At 67.0% G+C, this 21,813-nt stretch carries 7 protein-coding genes; all 7 read right to left on the bottom strand.

The features are described 5' to 3' along the window. Positions 1 to 387 precede the first annotated feature (387 nt). Positions 388 to 885 (bottom strand): DUF1579 domain-containing protein, encoded by a 498-nt coding sequence (locus tag FFS21_RS21495; RefSeq protein WP_137926752.1) that lies wholly within the window; start codon positions 883 to 885, stop codon positions 388 to 390. Positions 886 to 1,001: 116 nt separating this feature from the next. Continuing rightward, positions 1,002 to 1,391: a DUF2880 domain-containing protein gene (locus FFS21_RS21500; protein WP_137926753.1), complete on the bottom strand. Its 390-nt coding sequence runs from the start codon at positions 1,389 to 1,391 to the stop codon at positions 1,002 to 1,004. Positions 1,392 to 1,490: 99 nt separating this feature from the next. After that, positions 1,491 to 4,607: an efflux RND transporter permease subunit gene (locus FFS21_RS21505; protein WP_137926754.1), complete on the bottom strand. Its 3,117-nt coding sequence runs from the start codon at positions 4,605 to 4,607 to the stop codon at positions 1,491 to 1,493. Positions 4,608 to 4,613: 6 nt separating this feature from the next. Then, positions 4,614 to 5,771, bottom strand: coding sequence for an efflux RND transporter periplasmic adaptor subunit (locus FFS21_RS21510; protein ID WP_137926755.1), 1,158 nt, complete (start codon positions 5,769 to 5,771; stop codon positions 4,614 to 4,616). A 2-nt stretch (positions 5,772 to 5,773) separates the two neighbouring features. Further along, the gene (locus tag FFS21_RS21515) at positions 5,774 to 7,180 is read right to left on the bottom strand and encodes a TolC family protein (protein WP_137926756.1); all 1,407 of its coding nucleotides are present in this window, start codon (positions 7,178 to 7,180) and stop codon (positions 5,774 to 5,776) included. Between the two features lie 198 nt (positions 7,181 to 7,378). Further along, the gene (locus tag FFS21_RS21520) at positions 7,379 to 7,777 is read right to left on the bottom strand and encodes an auxiliary protein of the heavy metal cation-transporting efflux system HmyCBA (RefSeq protein WP_137926757.1); all 399 of its coding nucleotides are present in this window, start codon (positions 7,775 to 7,777) and stop codon (positions 7,379 to 7,381) included. Positions 7,778 to 8,035: 258 nt separating this feature from the next. Next, on the bottom strand, positions 8,036 to 21,736 hold the full coding sequence (locus FFS21_RS21525) for a filamentous hemagglutinin family protein (protein ID WP_137926758.1): 13,701 nt from the start codon (positions 21,734 to 21,736) through the stop codon (positions 8,036 to 8,038). Positions 21,737 to 21,813 lie beyond the last annotated feature (77 nt).

The following is a 21,813-nucleotide window of genomic DNA, read 5'->3' on the forward strand; positions in this document are numbered from 1 at the left end:
CGATCGAGCGTTACCGCGCCGCCGCTCACCTCCTGCAGCCACGCATCGAACTCGGCGGCGCCCTTGCCGATGTCTTCCACAGCGATGGTGTTCAGTGGGGCGACGGCGGTTTGCGGGGCGTGCGGATTACTTCCGCGGGTGGGATCGATCATGAATCAGGTCGGGTGGATGGCTTGGCAGCGATACGCTCAGGCGTGGCTGGCGTATGCAGGGCGGGCACAGTGGGAACCGTGCCGCGAGAAATCTTGGCGGGGGTTGAAACGGTGTGCGTTGTCGGGGATCAAGGGCGGCGCAAACGGTCTTCACGCCACGCACGGCATGAGCAAGCGAGCGGACCAGAACAAGTGGGCCATCTGGTCCGCTTAGGCAATCGAACAACCAGTCGAACTACTTTTCCCTTCGATACCGCGCCTGCATGATCTGCGTCCACTGACCGTCGTCGCCCTGCATGAACGAGGTCAGCGTACGGTTATCGTCGTCCTGGAACGCGATCACGTCGCGGTACTTGGCCATCTTGCCTGCCACCACGGTGCCTTCCGGCGTGAAGGCCGGGCCATCGGCACGTAGCGTCAGGGTGCGGCCATCGGCTTCGAGGTCGCCTTCGTAGACCCACAGGTGGGTCATCATCGAGCCGATGAAGGTACCCACGAAGTGCTTGCGGGCCGGATCGTAGCCCAGCGTCATCAGCGTCGTGGCCGGGCCGCAGCCCGGGAAATCGCCTTCGGAGCGCGTCTGCACCCAGACGTCGCCGATCTGGGTGACCTGCTCGGGAATCTTCCATTTCTCGGCTGGCGCGTCGGGGCCCATCTGGGCCTCGCCTTCCGCAATCCACTTGCCTACCAGCTTGTGCAGCCAGCGATGTTCGTTGGTGACTTCGGTGTTCATGCAACGTCTCCTCGGTTAATGTGTACAACGTACACAAGACTAGGAAACGATCCCGCCGGTGTCCACATGAATCGGTCCACATGACAGAAATGTCATGTGGACCGGGGGTCTTCCAACTACTGAGGAAGGCGGATTTTCGGGACGATGAACTGGTTGCCGGGCGCGCGCATGACATCGCACTGGACGTCGCCCTTGCGGGCCTCGCCGGCCTGGTTCACGAACTCCACCGCGCCCACCACGCTGTAGACGTCCTCCGCCACGCGGCGCGTGGTGCTGGCCGTCCAGCGGAACTGGTCGGGATGGGGCATCTTGGCCTTGACCGCCTGCATGCAGGCGAACGGCGCCTCGGGTGCTTCGGGGCGGCCGCCGCGCTGGCCGAGTTCGGTGTTGGTGGAACCGTCGGGACCGGGGGCCGAGGCGGATGCGGCCGATGCCAGTGCCGGCATCGCCAGAGACATCACGAAAGCGACAGACGCCGCCAACCCGCGACGCGTAAGCGTTGTCATGGTGAACACTCCAGAACAAAAAAACGGCCGGCACGCGCGATGCATGCCGGCCGTCCGCCATTGTAATGCCGCTACCTGATCGACATCACATCATCGGCATCACACCGACATGTCGCGCGACTCCGGCTTGCGGTCGTCGAACCAGCGATACAGCACCGGCACCATCACCAGCGTCAGCAGCGTCGACGTGATCAGCCCGCCGATCACCACCACGGCCAGCGGACGCTGCACCTCGGAGCCCGGTCCCGTCGAGAACAGGAACGGCACCAGGCCCAGCATCGCAATGGTGGCGGTCATCATCACCGGCCGGAAGCGCTGCGTGGCGCCGCGCACCACGGCATTGCGCAGCGACATGCCGGACTCCCGCAACGTGCGGATATACGACACCAGCACCACCCCGTTGAGCACCGCCATGCCCCATAGCGCGATAAAGCCCACCGAGGCCGGCACGGACAGGTACTCGCCCGTGACAAACAGCCCGATGATGCCGCCGATCGATGCAAACGGCAGCACCGTGATGATCAGCGTGGCGTAGCGCAGCGAGTTGAACAGCAGGAACAGCAGGAAGAAGATCGCGGCGATGGTGATCGGCACGATGATCTTCAGGTGGCCCATGGCGCGTTCCATGTTCTGGAACTGGCCGCCCCACTCGTAGTAGTAGCCTTCCGGCAGCTTGACCTTGGCTTCGGTCGCGGCCTGCAGTTCGGCCACGAAGCCGCCCAGGTCACGATCCTTCACGTTGATCATCACCACCACGCGGCGCTTGGCCATTTCGCGGCTGATCTGCGCCGGGCCATCGCTGACCTCGATCTTGGCCACGCTCTGCAGCGGCACCTGCACGCCGTCCGGCGCCTGCACCAGCAGTTGGCGGATGGCCTGCACGTTGTTGCGGAACTCTTCGGGCAGGCGCACCGCCGCCGCAAAGCGGCGCTCGCCTTCGAAGATATCCGTGGCGCGCTTGCCGCCGATGGCGATCTCGATGATGTCGTGGATGTCCGACACGTTCAGCCCGTAACGCGCAATCGCCGCACGGTCGATCTCGATGGACAGGTACTGCTGCCCCGAGATCCGCTCCAGCCGGATATCCTGCGAGCCCTTGATGCCACCCGCCACGCGGGCAATCTCGCCTGCCAGCTCGCGCAGTTTGTCGAGGTCGTCGCCGAAGATCTTCACGGCGATATCCGAGCGCACGCCGCTGACCATTTCGTCCACGCGGTCCGAGATCGGCTGCGCCATCACGATCTGCACGCCCGGAATGGTGGCGAGCTTCTCGCGGATGGCGTTGGCGATATCGTCCTGCGTCCAGCCATCGGGCCACTCGTCGCGGTCCTTGAGGCTGGCAATCGGCGTCGATTCGTTCTGGCCCTGCGGGTCAGCCGGGCTTTCGCCGCGGCCCACGCCGGACACCACCGACTTCACGCCCGGCACTTCCAGCACCATCTTGTTGGCGAGCTTCTCCATCTTGATCGATTCCTCGAGCGAGATGTTGGGCACGCGGTCGATGGCGGGCACGATCGATCCTTCCTTCATTTCCGGAATGAACGACGTACCGAGCATCGGCACGATCATCACGGTGGCCACGAACAGGCCCACCGCCGACAGCACCGTCTTCTTGCTGTTGGCCAGCGCCCAGTGCAGCATGCGCAGGTAGTGGCGCTTCATGAACGCAATCAGCCACGTGTCATGCTCGGCGCCGCCCTTGAGCAGATACGAGGACAGCACCGGCGACAGCGTCAGCGACAGGAACAGCGAGATGGCCAGCGCGATCGAGATCGTGAAGGCCAGCGGCGCGAACATCTTGCCTTCCATGCCCTGCAGCGTCATCAGCGGCAGGAACACCAGGATGATGATGCCCACGCCCACCACCACCGGCGTGGCCACTTCCTGCACGGCCTTGACCAGAATCTCGGTCTTGGTCAGGCCGCTCTTCTCGGCATGCCCCAGCCGCTCGAACGCGTTCTCCACCACCACCACCGATCCATCGACCATGAGGCCGATGGCAATCGCCAGCCCCCCGAGCGACATCAGGTTGGCGGAGAGCCCCATCCGGTTCATGACGATGAACGTCAGTAATGGCGTGAGCACCAGCGTAGCCAGCACGATGATCGACGAGCGCACGTCCCCGAGGAACAGGAACAGGATGATCACCACCAGCACCACGCCTTCGAGCAGCACCTTGGTCACGGTCCACAGCGCCGAATCCACCAGTTCGCTACGGTCGTAGTACGGCACGATCTGCAGGCCGCCCGGGATCATGCCGCGCTCGTTGATCTCCGCCACGCGCTTCTTCACGCGGCTGACCACTTCCTTGGCATTGCCGCCGCGCATCATCATCACGATGCCGCCCACGGATTCGGTCTGGCCATTCTTGACCAGCGCACCCTGACGCACCTCGTGCCCGATCTCCACGCGCGCCACATCGCGCAGGTAGACCGGCGTGCCGTTGACCTCCTTGAGCACGATGCTCTCGATGTCAGGCACGCCCTTGGCCAGGCCCACGCCGCGGATCAGGTACTGCTCCGCGTAGTGCGGCAGCACGCCGCCGCCCGAGTTGGCGTTGTTGCGCGCCAGTGCCTGGTAGACCTGCTGGATGCTCACGCCGTAGTGGCGCATGCGCTCCGGGTTGACCAGTGCCTGGTACTGCCGCACGAAGCCGCCCTGCGAGTTGATTTCGGCCACGCCGGGAATCGAGCGCAGCAGCGGACGCACCACCCAGTCCTGGGCGATGCGGCGCTCCGACAGTTCTTCCTGCGTCAGTTCGCGGTTGCCGTCACTGGGCAGATCGAGCGTGTACTGGTAGACCTCGCCCAGACCCGTGGAGACGGGGCCGAGCACCGGCGCCACGCCCTCGGGCATACGCCCGCCCACCTCGATCAGCCGCTCCATGACGAGCTGCCGCGCAAAGTAGACGTCGGTCTTGTCCGTGAACACGAGCGTGATCAGCGACAGGCCCGCCTTGTTCAGCGAGCGCATCTCTTCCAGGCCCGGCAGGCCGGTCATGGACATTTCGATGGGCACGGTGACGAAGCGCTCCACTTCCTCGGGCGAACGGCCGGTGGCTTCCGTGGCGATCTGCACCTGGACGTTGGTCACGTCCGGGAAAGCATCCACCGACAGCTTGCCAGCGGCCCGCAGGCCGAAGAAGAACAGCACCACCGCCAGCACGCACACCACCAGCCGCTGCTTGATTGCGGCTTCAACAAGCGATGTCATCATGGCGGATTACCCCTGTTCCAGACGCTTGCGCTCGTTGTCGAGGTGGAAAGCCCCCTCCACCACGATGCGGTCACCGGCCTTGACGCCGCCCTGAATCACGCGCATGCCGTCGCTCTCGGAACCGAGCTTTACCTTGGTCAGGCGATACTGGCCCGGCGCCGTTTCCACGTACACCTGCTCGTCGTTGCCATCGCGCACCACGGCGGAGCCGGGCACCACCAGCGTATCGGTGGGCTTGCCCGCGATCAGCATGCTGGCCAGCATGGCGGGCTTCAGCGCGCCGTTCTTGTTTTCCACTTCGGTACGGACCAGCACCGTGCGCGACTGCGGGCTGACCGTGCGGCCCACATAGATCAGCTTGCCGGTGATGGTGCCGCTGCCATTGGCCAGCGACGGCACCTCGATCTCCACGTTCTGGCCTTCGGCCACCTGCGCGGCCTGCTGCTCGGGCACCTCGGCCACGACCCACACGCGCGACAGGTCCGCCACGGTGTAGAGCGCATCCGCGGGCTGCACCACCTGGCCTTGCGCCACATTGCGCTCCACCACGGTGCCGCTGATGCTGGAGAACACCGGCGAATAGGAATCGATGCTGCCGTTCTTGGCCAGCGTGGAAATCGCGCCGGCGGACATGCCCAGCACGCGAAGCTGGTCACGATAGGCACGCATCTCGGCGGCGGCAATCGCGTATTCGCTCTGGCGGCGCTGCAGTTCTGCGCGGCCGATCACGTCGGCGTCGAACAGTTGGCGCGCACGCTCGGCGTTGCGGGCCTGCAGGTCGTTCTGCGCTTCGGCCTTCAGGAAGGCCATCTGGGCGGCGCCCAGTTCGCTGCTGTGCAGGCGGGCCAGCACCTGGCCGGCCTTGACCTCCTGGCCGAGCACGGCATAGAGGTCGGTCACGCGGCCGGTGACCGTGGCGCCGATGCGCGACACGCGCTGCTCGTCGAAATCGATACGGCCGGCCACGCGCAGCATCTCGCTGAACGGAGACGTGCCCAGGGCGGCCACCTTCAGGGTCTTCTGGAGGTTTTCAGCGGGCTTGACGATACCCGGCGGCAGCTTGGGCGCTTCAGCCGCCGGCTCGGGGTCCTTGGAGCAACCTGCCAGCGTCATCACCATCATGACGGCGGCTGCAATGGAAAGCAGGGAGTGAGAGGGACGCATGATCAGTTCGGAGTCTGGTAGGCGGGCATGGCGGAGGCCGGGGCGGCGCCAGTGGGCGCGCCGGGCGTGGCCGACATGAGCTTTTCAATCTGGATGGCGGCAACCTGCAGTTCGTACTGCGCGGTGATCAGTTCGCTGCGCGCATTGCGCAGCACGCGCTGTGCATCGAGGTAATCCAGGATGCCGCGCTCGCCAAAGCGGTAGGCGGCTTCCGCCACGCCCAGCGCCGATTCCGCTTCGCGCACGATGCCGGATTCCAGCGCCGTGACCTGGGCCTGCGTGATCTCGTACTGCTGGTACGCGTTGCTCAGTTCCTGCGTCAGTTCGAACTCGCGCGCCTCAAGCGCCGTGCGGGCCTGCGTGGCCTGTGCGGTCGCCTCGCCCACCGGGCCGCTGCGGCGGTCCCACAGCGGAATGGTCATGACCAGGCCGATCTGGTTCACGTTGTTGTCCGGCTCGCGGTTGGTCACGGCACGCACGGCCACCTCGGGCCAGCGCAGCGAGCGCTGGTAATCCACGCCCAGGCGCGCGCGTTCCACTTCGCTGCGGCGCTGGTTCAGTTCGGCATTGTTGGCTTGCAGCGTGTCGCGCAGCACGGCCAGATTCGGCACGTTCGGCGCATGGGACAGGCTGCCGTGCAGCGCAAAGCTGGCCGGCAACGCGCCGCCCACCTGCTGACGCAGCGACGCCTTGGCCTGCTCCACGCGCAACTCCGCCGTCTGCAGCGTCTTCTGCGCGCCCAGCAGTTCGGTATCGGCCTTGATCAGTTCATAGCGTGGCGCCTCGCCCACATCCACACGCACCTTGGCGCGTTCCTGGATCTGGCGCATCAGGGTCAGGTCCTCGCGCGCGGCAGCCAGTTCGGTCTCGCGGCGCAGCACCTGGAAGTACGCGGTCTTCACGCGGCCAGCCAGTTCGGCGCGAAAGGTCTGGCGCTGGGCCTCGGAGGCTTCGAGTCCGCGTCCGGCCATCCGCTCGCGCAGGCTGCGCTGGTTCGGATAATCGAACTTCTGCACAAAGGCGTAGGACGGCGCATTGCCGCTTTGCACGCCAGCTTCCTTGCCGTGCAGGCGGCCATACATCACTTCCACCTGCGGGTTCGGATAGGCACGGGCCGTGGTGATCGCTGCCGTGGCGGCATCCACATTGGCCTGGGCGGCGTCCACGCCCTTGTTGGTCGATTGGGCGAGTTCCAGCAGTTGCTGGAGTTCGAAGGTTTCGGCGGCGGGCGTGGTGACCCGGGGCATCGCACGGGCCGCCAGCGTGGTGGTTGCCGGCAATGATCCGGCAGGGGCACCCGCCTTGGCGGGCGAAGGGGCAGAACTGACCGGCACGGGCTGCGCGGCCCAGGCGGGCGCTGTCAGGAAAGACAGCGACGCGACCCAAGTCAACGTTGTTTTGGTCTTCATGTCGGAGAGAATCAAACGGTACGGCTGTCCCGCCCCTCCGGCATCCACGCGCGCCAACCGTACCGGCCGGCATGGCGGGTACGCGTGTGGCAAGGCGTTACGGCGCGATGCTCAGGGCATCACGCGAATTCGGGGGCGCAAGACAAGGAAAGCACACCGTGGGCGCGAATCAAGCTGCGCGCACGGCGGCTCGGCAGATCAGCCGAGGAGATTGGGCGGGCGGAACACGCCCTCAGACTCGAACGTGGTGCGCGCCGCGAGCGGCTGCACCAGATCGTCCACGGACTGGGGAAGCTGGAAGGAAGGGAGTACGAACAGTGCGCTGGTCTCGTCAACGGCGTCGAAGAGGTCCAGCGGATCGAGCAGGTCGGCCGACCAGATGTTGCAATAGCCCGGCGGCGGGCCATCGTCAGCCACCTCGTCTTCACCGTAGTCCGGATCGCCCGGCAGCACGAGCTGCGACAAATCGTCATCGGCCGCCTGCATCGCGTAGTCCACCGCCTCCGCCTGCACGGCGTCCGCGCGCACGTTCGCCGCTGCCGAAAACGACAGCGCGGACAAGCACAGGGCAGTCAGCAGGAAAACGAGAAAACGCATCAGGCTCGGGGGCGGAAACCAGTCGAAACAGGGGTCAGGCAGCAGACAAAGCAGGCGGATGCCCATTATCAGGCACTTGCCGGGGGCGGGATGCTGCGGCACAGCATTGTAACCGATCGCAACAATGGACCCGGCAGAGGCTGGCAAGTTCCGCCCTGGCAAAGAATCTGCGTCGCCTCCCTCGTACAAACCCTAAACTTCGACGCCCCAACGCAAAGGGGCGCCCGAAGGCGCCCCCTTGTCCTGCCACCTTCCCTATCAGTGCTGCTGCAGGTTCCTCCGCTCGGTCGGGGTCAACTGGCTCAGCGCGGCATCGCCCAGGTTCATCTGCCCCAGTACCTGCACTGCCGACTTGTAGTCGTAAGGCGCGGGCTGGACGCTGGCGCCCTGCCCCGGCCTGGGCGCGCCTTCCGCTGGCTCGCCACCCGTGGACAGCACGCGCACCGTGAACACCGACGGCATGGCCTGGCGGGCGGCCGTGCGTTCGCGCTGCACGGCCTCCTGCGCCGCATTGGCGGCTTGCGACGCCGCCGCGCTGGCATTCGACAGGGCACCCACGTTGACGGCAGCCACCACCGGGATGCCGGTTGCCTTACCCTGCACCTGGATGTTCTCGGCATTCACCACGCGCAGCGCCGCCAGGTTGACGTTGCCCGAGACACGGATGCCAGCTTCGCCCGCGTCGATGGTGCCCAGCGGCGCAATCAGGTCGATGTCGCCGGGCGGCACCTCGGCAATCGGATTCAGCGTGGCGATACCGGCGCCGGTGTTTGGCGTGGTCGGAGACAACGTCACGCGGCCATAGTCGTCGTAAATGCGCCGCTGTGGCGTGTAGACCACCGTGGACTTGGAACCCCGGCCCGCGTTGATGTCGCCTTGCGCCGACCAGCCCAGGATGTTGCCGCCGAACGTGGTGAAGATACGGCTCTGGCCCAGCAGGATGCTGTCGCGGGCATACATCTGGATCTCGCCAGAACCCTGCGTCAGCACGCCCGACCCCTCGCCCGGCACGAAGCCGCCATCCACGCCCACCAGCGTGCGGCCACCCGGCGTCAGGATGCTGATGTCACCGCCAAAGTCCGTATGGATGCCGGCATCGAGCACGTCGAAGTACGGCACGTTGCCCGGCGATCCGGCGGCCACCCACTGGGCCTTGGTCAGGTACTTCACACCGGCCCGGGGACGCGTGGTGAAGGTCGGGTTGGCCGAGTCCATGTAGTACTTCGCACTGCTGAACATGGTCAGGTCGCCGTCGTAGGCGCGCTCGCCCGTCGCGTCGCCCAGGCTCGCGCCATTCGGCAACAACGTGGCGATGGCCTCCCGGCCCCGCAGGTAGCTGCCGGCACGCGGGCCGCCCACGGCGTTGTACTCGCGCCCCGATGCCTTCAGTTCCGCGTAGTAGACATTGCGCAGATAGGCGCGCTGCTGCTCGGGCGGCAGCGCGGCGAAGAATGCGCGCGCATCGCCGGCGGCGGCATCGAAATGCAGGCCCAGGCCATTGGCGCCGCCGAAGCGGTCGGTCAGCCAGTTCACGAGATGCAACTGAGACTGGAGGCCGAACTCGCGCTGCAGGTCGCGGCTGGTGGCGGCCGTGCCGCCTGCCTGCTTCTGGTCGCGGGCAAGGTCCAGCTCCCCTTGCTTGGCGGCGAGGAACGCAGGCGCGCCGGCTTCGTCGCCGCCGTAGCCGAACTCCGCGCGCAGCCAGTCGCCCAGCGTCAGCTTGCCGCCATACGTGGTCACCACCTTGCCCGGCTGGTCGGCCAGCGGACGAGACGGATCGGCCTGATTGGCCGGATCGAGGTAACGCGCCGCAAACGCCTGGAAACCCAGCCCGTCGAGCCCGCGTGCGCCCACACCAGCGGCCACGGCAATGCCGGCCCCGCTGGCGCGGTCGCCCGCCCGGGCATTGACCACCTGGCCGATGCTCTTGAGTTCGCCCTTGTCGGCGAGGTAGAGATCGCGGCCCGCGGTCACTTCCATCAGGCCCGGCCCTGCCACGTAGAACGTGCCGCCCAGGATGTCGCGCCCGGCCGAGATCACCGAGACATCGTCCGCGCTGTTGTGCACGATCAGGTTGCCGCGCACGCTGCCTGTCTCGATCCGCGTGGGACGCAGCGGCGCATTGGGCTGCGCGCTGTAATACTGCCCGTACCAGCCGAGCGCGGCAGTCGGCACCGTCTCGACAATGCCGAGTTCCGTGCCGGCGTTGACGATATCGCGCCCCGCGCGGATCGCCACCGGGCCGCCGCCTTCGTACCACGTCGGCTGCAGCCCGTCCTGGCCCCTGGGGTTGCCGTGCGTGATGATGCCGCCCGTGCGCAACCCCACGATATCGCCGTCGTTGGCATAAAAGCGCGCGGGCGGCTGGCCCACATGTGCCTGCCCGGAGGCGGTCGGTGCCGTCAGGCTGAACAGCGGATAAAGCTGGTCGGTGTCCATGCCGTTGGTGAACATCACGCTTGGTGCAAGCGCCTGTTGACTGACATTGCCGACCAGATGCGCACCGTACCAGACCCGCCCCACCACGCCAACAAAGCCGGGGTTGAACGGCGTGGGCAACGCGGCGCCATCGGCACCCGACTGCGTCACCGCGTAGCCGCCGGCGTAGATCGAATCGCCCGCCAGCAGTTCCAGCGCGCCGGTGCCCGTGGTCGTGAACTGCGAACCCACTGGCGACGGCGCCAGCATCAGGCCATATGGCGACTGCGCGATCAGGTTGTCGCTACCGCGCCTGCCCTGGCTCGACCCACCATAGTAGAGGCTGCCGTTGGGCGCCGCCGCGCGCAGGATGGCCGGCATCATAAAGCGGCCATCGGTGGCGCTGTGATTCTGGCCGGTACGGTTATCCATCCACGCCATCGACGGCGTCAGGTTGCCGCCCGCCGCCAGCAGATTTACCGCCGTGGCCGGGGTCCACAGCGAGAACCAGCTGAAGCCCTCACCGTCCTGCGCGGTGCCGTTGAGCGTGAACGGCGTGCCGTTGTGGTACTGCGGCACGCGGCCCGGATCGGCCACGCCACCCACGGCGAGATCGCCGCGCGCATCGATGCTGATCGTTGAATCGCCGGGCACCAGTACCGGGCCACCGGCCGCGATCGACGAGGTGGCCACGTTGGGCTGGTACGCACGCGATTCCATGCGATCCGAGACGTCGTAGCGCAGTTCCACACCACCCACCGAACCGGCCGCCAGCCGCAGCGCGCCGCGCAGGTTCGTGAACGTGCTGTTGAGCGGAATCTGCACGTTGTCGTAGCGCAGCAGGGCGCCATCCATGCCGCTGCTGCCCGTATTCGGTGTCGCCCGCACCTCCGCCACAGGGTTGAGTCCCCCGCCGATGCGGATGTCGAGGTCGCCGCCACCGGTCAGCGTCAGCGTGCTGCCATCGGCCGAAACGCGGCCCGTGCTGGCTACTGCCAGGTTCAGGCCCTGGCTGCGCGACAGTACGTTGTCTGCCTTGCCCATGCGCGATTCCATCATGCCGGCGTCAGCGCCGGCTTCGAGCACGAGATTGCCGCCACCCATCGTGCCAATGCCCGTGAAGCCCACCAGGAATGGCGTGCCGTCATGCAGCGCATTGGCCGTGCCCTTTGCAGCGGGCACGTAGGTACCGAAGTTGATCCACCACGCGGTCGGCACGCCTTCGCCCGGTTGCGCGGCGCTACCGGTGCCCTGGCGCCACAGCCAGCCGCCCACGGCGGAGGTGTCGAAATGCGTCCGCATGACGCCAAGCGCATCGTCGTTGCGGATGGAGCCAGACGCCTGTCCGATGGTGTCGCCGCGCACGGTGCCCTGCGCACGCACCAGCACGTTGCCGCCGTGTTCCGGATACCACGCCTGATAGAGACTTTGCGTACCGCCATTGACATACGGTGCCCAGTCGGCGCCCAGCGCGCCCAGGATGGTGCCGTCCGCCCCGTTCGAACGCGGCTGGTTGTACGCCGTACTCACGCCAATCGACTGCGTGCCCGCCGTGTAGACGCCGAACGGCGACGACATCGTGAAATCACCGGCGGACAGCACATCCAGATCGCCCGTGCCGGTACGCAGCACGCTGTAGAGCTGCTGGCGGCCCGGCGTCGCGCGGTCCTCATACTCTGCCGGGGTGCCGTCGGCGATTTTCGTCACAAGTACGCCGAGACCCCAGTCGTTCAGGCCCATCAGCGCTTCTTCACCACCAAAGTTGATGATGTCTTGAGGCGTGATGACATCACCCGGCATGTATCCGAAAATCTCGGCGTCCGGACCCCACACATACTGCCCCGGCAGGCCCGTGCCCGGCACCAGAACGTTCTTCTGAAACACCAGACCATAGTGCGTATCGGCCAGCAGCACATGGCCGCTGGCACTGTGCGGCAGCAAGGCGCGCGTGTCCGCGGCATCCAGATCCGCGCCGCCCACCAGACGGATCGACCACGATTGCGACCCCGGTGCCAGCATCGGCGCCAGCGCGAGATTGCGGCCCTGATTGCCATCGGCATCGGCCGGACGCATCTGTACGCTCTCTGCGTCGCCCGGCAGCTTGACCACGGTTTCGGCCGGCAGCATCGCACCCTTGCGCAGGGTCAGCGAACCCGCCAGTTGCACGCCATTCACGCCCGCCCAGGACGACCCGACATCGACAATGGCGCCATCGGGGAACGGCAGCGGCACGCCGGCCGGCCACACCATCGGCCCCACCTTCGCGGCGGACGGCAGACGGTTGCCCGCGTCGAGCTGCATGCCGCTGGACAGCGTCACGGCCTGCGGCAACACGGCGCCAGCGGCGTAGACCACGTTGCCGCTGCTATCGCGCACCGCGCCGCCCAGCACCGTGCCAGCCGGCAACACGAGGTCCGCCGTCAGCGTGGCGCGCGTGGCGAGTTCGGTGCCGGCGCGCAGCGACATCGCCTGCATCGACAACGCATAGTTCAGCGCGCGTCCCGAGTAGAAGAACGTGCCTTCGGCCAGCGTCACGAGGTTGTCGGTCGGGATGATCACATCGCCGCCCCAAGGGATGCGGCCCTTGACCAGAATCCAGCCCTTGTCGTCGATCGTGGGCTGCAGCACCGAGGTATCGAAACCATCGGTGAGGCTGCCGTAGATCTTGAGGTTGCCGCCCGCGCGCAGCACCAGCGCGCCCGCCTCGCCCGAACCATAGACACCAGTCATCTGCGAATGCGGATTCACGCTGGCGTAGCGGAAGCCGGACAGGTCGATATCGCCATCGACATGAAGGTCGCCATCGGGCGTGGCGCTGACGATCTCGACGCCGGGGCGCAGATGGAACGCGTCCGCGTAGCCACGCAGGCCCGCGAGCTTGCGATTCATCAGGTCGCCGTTGGCCAGCGCGTTGGTCATGAACGCCGCGCTGTCGTCATGCAGGTCTTTCAGGTAGCCCTGCGTGATCGACTGGTAGTCGCGGCCATCGACGGTGCCGCCCGTGATCAGCGGTGCGTTGTCATAACGCTGGAACGCGTTGACGTAGATGCCGCGCGCGCCATCGATGCGCACGGTGCCCGACGCATCGATATCCACATCCGTACCGCGCGCGCCGCCAATACGCCGCGCGCTCAGTTCCACCGTCCCCAGCGCCTGCGCCGTGCCATCGGTGCCGGCGCGCACGTCCATGCGCGCGCCGTCGGCCAGCACCAGCGTGCCGTTGCCGCTCTGGATCTCGATCATGGCGCGGTTCGGCGCCTCGATGATCTTGCCGTAGCTGTCCACGCGCAGCACGCGGCTGTGCGCATCGAGCAGTGCATTGCCGCCGATGGCCACGCCATCGCGCGCCGCCAGACGGATGCTGCCCACCTGTTCGCCGCTGGCATCCACGGTGCCGTTGACCACGAGCCGGCCGCCATCGACGGACACGCTGATCTCGCGCGCCTTCAGTTCGTCGCCAATCGTCAGGTCGCCCTGCTTGATCTGGAAGTTGCGGCTGCCGCTGACCTTGCCATCGTTGAGTCGCTGGTTCAGGCCCGTGAAGTCCGCAATCTGCTGGCCGCGAATATCGGCGCCGCCTGCGGCATATGGCACGTAGGTGCCGCCCGCGTCGTAGTGGCCGGTGCTGCCGCCCGCGAAGGAGCCTTGCAGATCGACCATGCCCGCACCGGTGCCCAGCGCGATGGCCGTGAACTTGCCCGCGCGGTTCTCCACTGCGGAGAGATCGACGTGCGAACCCGATGCCTGGCGGATGTTGCCCGCCTTGCTGTCAAGCACCACATCGCCGCCCCAGCTGTACTTGCTGACGTCGAAGAAGTCGAGCTTGCGCCCGGCGAGGTCGAGGTCGGCGCGATCACCCAGCGCGATGTCGCCCTGCGCGGTGACCGTGAGCTTGCCGCTCGGCAGCGCCACGGCCGTATCGAGCGCAACGTTGCGCCCTTCCAGCGCAATCTCCGCACCCATCGCCGCCACCAGTGCGGCGTTCGACAGCACCGGCGCCGTCGCGCCAGCCGGTGCGGCCACGCTGATGTCGCCCCCGGCGCGCAGCGTGTTGACGGAGCCTGCCTGGCCCGTCAGCAGCGGCGTCTCGATATGCAGATTGCCGCCGTTGTAGGGGAACTTGCCTGCTGCGTCGTCCCATGCGCCGCGCGACTGGTAGACCGCCAGCGCGCCCTTTCGATTGGCCGTGATGCGCTCGCCTGCCTTCAGGATGACATCGCTGAAGCCAAGCGCCAGACGGTCCATGTCATGCACGGTGTCCGTGCGTACCGATGGTGCGAAGCCGAACTCGATCTCGCGCGCATCGATCGTGAACTTGCCCGAGCCGGTGCCGGCCCCGCCTGCAGCCACCTGCCCAGCCGGCGTGGTGGCGCCGTTCCACACCAGCACATCGGTCTGGATGCGTGCATCGGCATTGGCATCGCCCGCGCCATAGATGGCCGGCGTGGTCAGCACCAGGCGGTCGAGCGCGGATTTGCCGGTGACAGGATCGAGCGTGGAGAGCGTGATCGAATCGTGGAAGTTGACCGCATCGCGCGCGGTCAGGATCAGGTTCTCCAGCGCCGGGGCGCCGGTGCTGGTGTCGCCGTTGATCAGGCGGTTCAGCACGTCCTGCGAGAGCCGCAGGCCCGGCGTCAGTGCGCCGCGCGACGCCGCACCCGCCAGCGCGGCTTCGGTGCCCACGTTGATCGCCCCCACCGACAGCGAGAGATTGCGCGTGCCGTAGCGCACCGCGTCGCGCAGTTCGAACGTGTTGTCGGTAGCCGCCGCGATGGTGCCTTCCGAATACAACTGCGCATTGCCCTGGCACGCGGCGCCCGCGCCGCAGGCGCCGATATCGATGAAGCCGCCGCCGAAGCTTCCGTTGCTCGCAACAGGTGCCAGCATGTCCAGCCACCCGTTCGACAGCGCCACCACTCCGCGCTGGCCCGGCTCGAAAACGAAGCCGTTAGTCGAGTCCCACGCGGCCTTGCCCTGCCCCAGCGTGTTGATGCCCGCACCCTGCTCGATAGTGATGCCACCGGTCGGGTTGCTGGTCACGAGGAATACCTCGGGCGCCTTCAGCACAGCACCTTCGCGCAATACGATGTTGGAAGCGGCGGAATCGAATGTCGCCACATTGCCGCGCTGGGCGTTGCTGCCCGCGCCGCCGACCTTCGGCAATGCGCCGATGGCAAGCCGGGAGGCGCCGATCGCGTTCAGGTCATCGGCGTGCAGTGACACCGGATACGACATGGCACCCGGTGCGCCAGGCGCTGCGCCAGCGGCCAGAACCTCGTAATTGCCTGCGCCAGTGACCAGCGCGCTGCCGCCCCAGCCGCCTTCCGGCGTGTCATACAGTGCCTTGCCAGCGAAGTGCAGCGATTCGGTATCGCCGATCTTGCCGTTGGAGTAGCCCGCGAGGAAATCAAGCTTGAGCGTCTTGGCATCGCGCTCGATCATCGTACGCGGCATGCCGTTGCGCTGGGCCGCGGCGATAGCGTAATCGGTGTAGTTCGTCTCGTTGTACTGCGAATAGCGGCGCAGTACGTCCGCCGAAGTGACGATGGCCTGCGTAGGCAGTGCGTCGCGAATGCCCGTGCCGAACGTGCTCAGTTGCGCGCTGGTGGCGTACGAGCCATTGCGCATCGCCAGCGCATCCTGCCGCGTAGTGGTGGCGATAGAGGCGGCGGCCTGCGCGCCATTCAGTTCCACGCGGAAGGCACCCGGCAGCAGCGCGTAGGTAGACGGCAGCAACGTATAAGTGCCCGCCGGCAAGCCCGGCACGCCTGCGCCGATGGTGATCTGGCGGCCGATGGCGGGGTCGCCTGCGCCCTTCTCCGCCACGATCGGCGCGTAGCCGGCCTGTGCCCCGGGCACGATCGCGTAGACCGGGTTGGTGGCCAGGCCCGGCAGCGTGAAGCTGCCCTTCGGGTCCACCTGAATGAGTGGGTTCATGCGCGCATCGGTGGAACCGCCGCGTCCGGACAGAAACGCAGCGCCCTTCAGGTCGCCACCGCCGCTCATGTCGAGGACGGCCCCCTCTTTCACGTCGATGGCGTGGCCGGCCAGCGTGACCGCGGGTCCGGCGCCCGCCTTGTCGAACGCCACATCGGCGCCGTTATACATGTAGCTCAAGCCATCCAGCGATCCGCCGAACGGCATGGTCAGGCCCTTCGCGCTCACGGACGTGACGCTACCCGGCAGCAGGTTGACGATGCCGGTTTCCTGACCGTTCTGGCTGGAGCCGATGGTCACGCTGCCCATCGGTGCGCGCACCACGCCGTTCTGGTTGACCGTGGGTCCGGCCAGCTGGATCGAGCCGAAGACCGAATACGGCAATGCCGGGTCGGCCGCCCCCGCCGCGCCCGACCGCTCGATGTTCAGCACACGCGTGGGGACCATGCGGGTCATCCGGGTGCCCCACTGGTCCACGTAGTTTTCCAGGCCAACGACGAACTTGCCGCTGTCCAGCGTGGCCGGATAGATCTGCGACGCAGCCAGCGTCAGGTTGCCGGCTGAATAGAGCTCGGCGGCACCGGACAGGCGCATATCGGCCGCACTGCGCAGGGCGATCGACCCGAACGTGTCACGCTCCACCTTCAGCGGCGTGCCGCTATTCATCACGATGTCGCCGCGCGTGCCCATCAGCATCTGCCCGGCGATATCGAGAAACCCTGCATCCACGGTCAGGCTGGCATCTTCGGCCACCAGCGGCACGCCGAGCGACCCGCCGCCCGAAGTGATCAGGTTGCGCGAACCGACCACCGGATTGGGCATGATCGAGTTATCCACCGCGCGGCGCGTATTGCCAGCAATCTGCATGTACGGTGCCGCCAGCGTGACGTGGGTCGCCCGATCCGCTTGCTGCGCAAGATTCAACGAACTGGCCACCAGCCGCAGGCTCTGGTCCATCTTCAGATCGACATCGCCGTCGAAGCTGATCAGGCCGTTGGCGAGCAGCGAAAGATTGCCGAAGCCGCCTGCCGCGATGCGGTCCACGCCAATGCGCCCGTAACCGAAGGCCAGCGTCTCGCCATTCGCGAGATTGGCGCCCGGGGCGAGGTCGTCGGACAGGACGCTGGCGCCCTGCACCTGCGCCAGGATCAACTCGCGCGGCACCCGCACGGCGTCTTCCACGCCCACGCCCTGCAACGTGTTGTTCGCCACGCCCAGGTAGGCCGGCGTTTCCAGTGACAGCGCCAGCGTGCCGCCTGCCGCGCCGGGGCCCGCCGACGCCGCGCGCATGGCACCATCGACGAACAGCCCACGGTAGGAACTCAGCGCGATCACGCCGCCGTTGCCCGGCAGTGCCACGGCACCCTGGCCCGGCACGTCGATCGTAGCGGCGTCGCCCGATGCGTCGAGGCGCGCGCCTGGACGCACCACGATGAACGCATCTGCGGCGTCCACCTGACGCGCGCCCGCCACATAAGGCGCGCCAATCTCGATGGTGCCGCCATTGGCTGCCCGCCCGTAGACGCGTCCGGCGTTATCCACTGCGGTGGCCGCACGACCTGCCGCATCGAGCACCGCGTGGTTGCCGATCCAGATGGAACGGCTGTCCGCGTGACCGCTCGGCGTATCGGCCGCAGCCACGCCCAGCGCCGTCTCCAGCACCGAGATCTTGCCGCCCCACGCGTTCAGCGTGCCGTCGATGGTGATCTGGCCGTTGCCCTGCAACGTGATCTTGTGACCGGGATCGACCGAGACCACGCTGCCGGTGCCGACTGCCACCGGCGCGTGCCCGTAGACGCTGCCGCCCGTCAGCACCAGATCGGCACCGCGCCGCTGCGTCAGCACACCGTCTTCGGGGTCTTCTTCCCAGAGGGGCGGCAGCCATTGCTGCATCGCATCCGCTGGCGCCGTGCCCGTGGGGGCCGCGTGCGCGAGCACGGTATCGTGGCGCATCACGGGCATGCTGACGTCGATGATCGCGCCCGGCGCCACCGCCACGCCTTGCTGGCCGATCACCTCGTATTGGCCGAAGCCGGTCTGGAACACCTTGCCGTCGAGCACCAGCAATGGCTTGACCTTCACATCGGCGGACAGCGCCGTGCCCGGTGCGAGCCGGTCGCCCGCGTGCAGCGTCACGGCCTGCGTGAACGGCGTGCCGGCCTTGACCGTGGTGTCGAACGGCGCCACGGGCATGCCATCGGCAAACACACCCGCGGGCACCACGTAGCCGGCCGCCATGTTGCCGACCGTCCTGGTGATCTTCGCCCCAGTCGGAACCATCATGCCGGTCTGGTAGAAGTTGCCGTAGCTGTCGTAGACCACGTACGCGACACCGCCCTCGCCAGCCGGCACCTGCCAGTTGCCTGCCAGCGTCGCAGGCTTGTCCACCGTGACCAGGAGATTGCCGCGCGCGACGCCGCCCGGCTGGATGCGATCGGTGGAGTACGTGTAGTCGGTCGGCAGGACAGTGCCCACCGGCATCGTCAGGTCCTGCGCCAGCATCAACTGGACCGCTGCCGATTCACCGGCCTTCAGTACACCGTTCTCTGCCAGCGGACTGCTGCCCACGATCACGCCCGTGCCGGAATCGAGCGTCAGCTTGCCGCCGCCACGCACACCGTAGCCGCGCAGTTCACCGTCCATGCGCAGCGTGCCGGCGTTCTTGCCGGTAACGTCCAACTGGTTCGACAGCAGCGAGATATTGCCGCCGCGTCCGCCGTCGAGCTTGCCGTTGGCCTTCAGCGCCGCGCCCGACGAGACATCGAGCACGCTGCCGGCATCCAGCACGATGCCGCCCGTGGTGCTGATGCGGATATCGCCGCCGTTGATATACGGCAGTCCTGCAATGTCACCCGCGTCTGTGCGCAGGTTGGTCCAGAGGCCGCGCGTATCCAGCGTGACGCCGGGCCCCACGTTGACACCGGTCATCGCAACCGGCGTCGCGGAAATCGTCCCGTCGACCCATTCGTTGCCGGTCCTCTGGCTAAGGACGTTGCCGAGCACGATCTGGCCGCCACGTGCGGTCAGATCGGCGTTGACGTCCACCTTGCCCGCGTGCGGCGCGATGCCGCCGCCGTTAGCGACGGCAATCGGCGCATCCACCTCGATGCCATCCTGTGCGTAGACCTTGAGGCCGCCCAGCTTCTGTGCGTTGACCCAGCCGGCATCCAGTGCGATGTGACCGGCCAGCGAATCGGGCATCGCGCCATCCAGGCCGAGCCCCTGCGCGATACCCTCGACCGCGCCGATCTCCACCTGCTTCACCTTGGCCTTCGGGCTGTCGCGCAGCATGCCCGAAGCGGTGTCGTAGAACGGACTGATCGACCCGATCACGAGTTCGCCGGCCAGCGGCGCGGCAATCTGCGACTGGCGATAGCCATCCAGCGTGGCATCGCGCGCCTGGCTCTGGCGGGGCCCCTGATACACCGTCGATTCGATGGCGCCTTCCAGCACGGCGGAATTCGTGCCCACCACCACACGACCCGCATCGCGGCCTACCGTGTAGCCGTTCTCCAGGCGACGGTCGGGCGCAATCAGCGGGCTGTTGAACTGTTCGGTGGACGTCTTGCCCCAGCGCTGGTGCTGGGTCTCATAGCCGCGATACAGGCCGCTGTAGAGCACGTCAGCCGGGGCATTGTCGAGGCTGTACAGGCGGCCATCCTCGCCGCGCAGCCAGCTTTGGCGAATCATGCCGGTCTGCACGTTCAGCGAGCCGCCCGAAACGTTCACCGACGATCCGGCCTGCGTCACCAGTTGGCCGCCATCGAACGTCACGGTGCCGCCCAGCGCGGCCCATTCGCCGATGCCATGGCCGCTGGTGTTCAGGTAGCCGCTGACTTCCAGCAGGCCGCCGCCGGTGTACCAGCGATCCGTGGTGTAGCCGTTGGTGCCCGCCGGCACGCGCACGAGATAGCGGCGGTCCACCCACATCGTGGTGTTGTTGAGCTTGCCGGAGTCGCGGTTGTCCGGGGAATCGCGCTGTTCATTGCCCTGAACGTTGACCTCGACGTTGTTGGCCTCCATCGCCACGTTGACGCCCACGGCGCCCGCCACATCGAGGATGGCGCGGTCAGCCAGCAGCGCACGGCGCGCGGCGTTGACGCTGATCTGGCCGCCCGTGGCCAGCGTCAGCGAATCGCCATCGAACAAGACATCGCCCGAGGAAATCACCTGCACCAGCGACTGGTCGCGGCGGTTGTAGCCGGATTCGCTCACGGTGCCGGAGTCGCGCAGCAACGCATCGCGCTGCACGTCGAGTGCCGTACCGCCGCTGTCATCCAGCACGATGGCGCTGACGCTGTTCGGCGCCATCGTGACGCGGCTCTTGTCGTCGCCTTCGGCGCGCAGGTGGATCGTGCCGCGCGTATTGACCGAGGTGCTCGACACCAGCACGCCCGACTGCTCGACGGTATGGCCCTTGAGCGTGATATCGCCCGTGGTGGCCTGGATCAGACCGCTGTTGGTGACAAGACCCGCTGCGCTGTTGGCCAGTCGCGTGACGTCGATTTCGTTGCCGCGCGTGCTCGAATTGGGATTGCCGTCGGTGCCCTGACCCCGGCGGATCACGAAGCTGTCGCCAGCCGCCAGCGCGGTTTGTCCGCCCGGCGTGACGATGGTGCCGCGGTTATGCGCCTCGCGGCCCAGCAGCAGCACGTACCCGCCGCCCTGCGTGACGGACTCGGGCTTGCGCGTGGCAATGCGCGCGCCGGCCTCGACAATGACATCGCCCGTGGCCGCACCATGCGTGACCGCCGTTGTGCTCACAGCCAGATCGTTGGCGAACGTCGGCACATAGCCCGCGCCGCGTGCCTCGCTGAACAGGCCCTTGTCGAACTGCGCATTGGTCATGCCGGCGGCAGCGGCCACCAGGTTGCGGGTGTCTACCTGGCTCGTACCCGTGAACACGATGCCGTTGCGGTTCACGATCATGACCGTGCCATCGGCCTTGATCTGCCCCTGGATCTTGCTCGGGCGCGCCTGCGGATCGTTCACGCGGTTCAGCACGGCCCAGTCCTGGCGCTGCTGGAATTCCACCGTGGTGTTGCGGCCCACGTTGAACGTTTCCCAGTTCAGGATCGCTTTATCAGCGGTCTGTTCGATGGTGACCTGCGTGCGCCCATCCACCACTTTCTGCGTGGCGTCCTTGGCGTTGATCCAGCCGGCGGTCAGGCTATTGGTATCGACCTTGAGGCCGCCCTCGCCCAGCCCATCGGGCACCGAGGCTTGCTGCGCGGCGGCCTGGCGTGCGGCGGCCTGCGTGGCCTGCATTGCGGCAATGCTTTGCGCAGCCTGCCCGAGATTCTGGATCGAGCGCTGCAGTTGTGCGTTGGCTTGTTGCTGCTGCCCCTGCGGATTGGTCAGCATCGACGCCGGCATGCCGTTGGGCAGGCGGCCCGTGGCAGCCGCCGTGTCCTGCGTCATGTTCTTCTGGGCCATCCATGCGCGGCTGAACGCCTGGTTTGCGTGCGTGGCGCCCGAGGTGCCCCACAGGCCGCCCGCCGCCACCAGCAGCGCCACGGTACGGGCCAGCGGCCTCGCCTGCGGTACTGCCATCCCAACCTTGTGTTGCGCCAGCGATTTGTTCTGGTTTGCGCGCGTCTGCATGGTGCCCTGATCCCGTCAAGCAAGTTTGCGGAGCCGGTGCGCAGCGCGTGCGAGGCGTGCGGTCCGACTCCTGTCGT

The organism is Cupriavidus sp. 2SB (assembly GCF_005503625.1).
In the GTDB taxonomy this organism is placed as follows: Bacteria; Pseudomonadota; Gammaproteobacteria; order Burkholderiales; family Burkholderiaceae; genus Cupriavidus.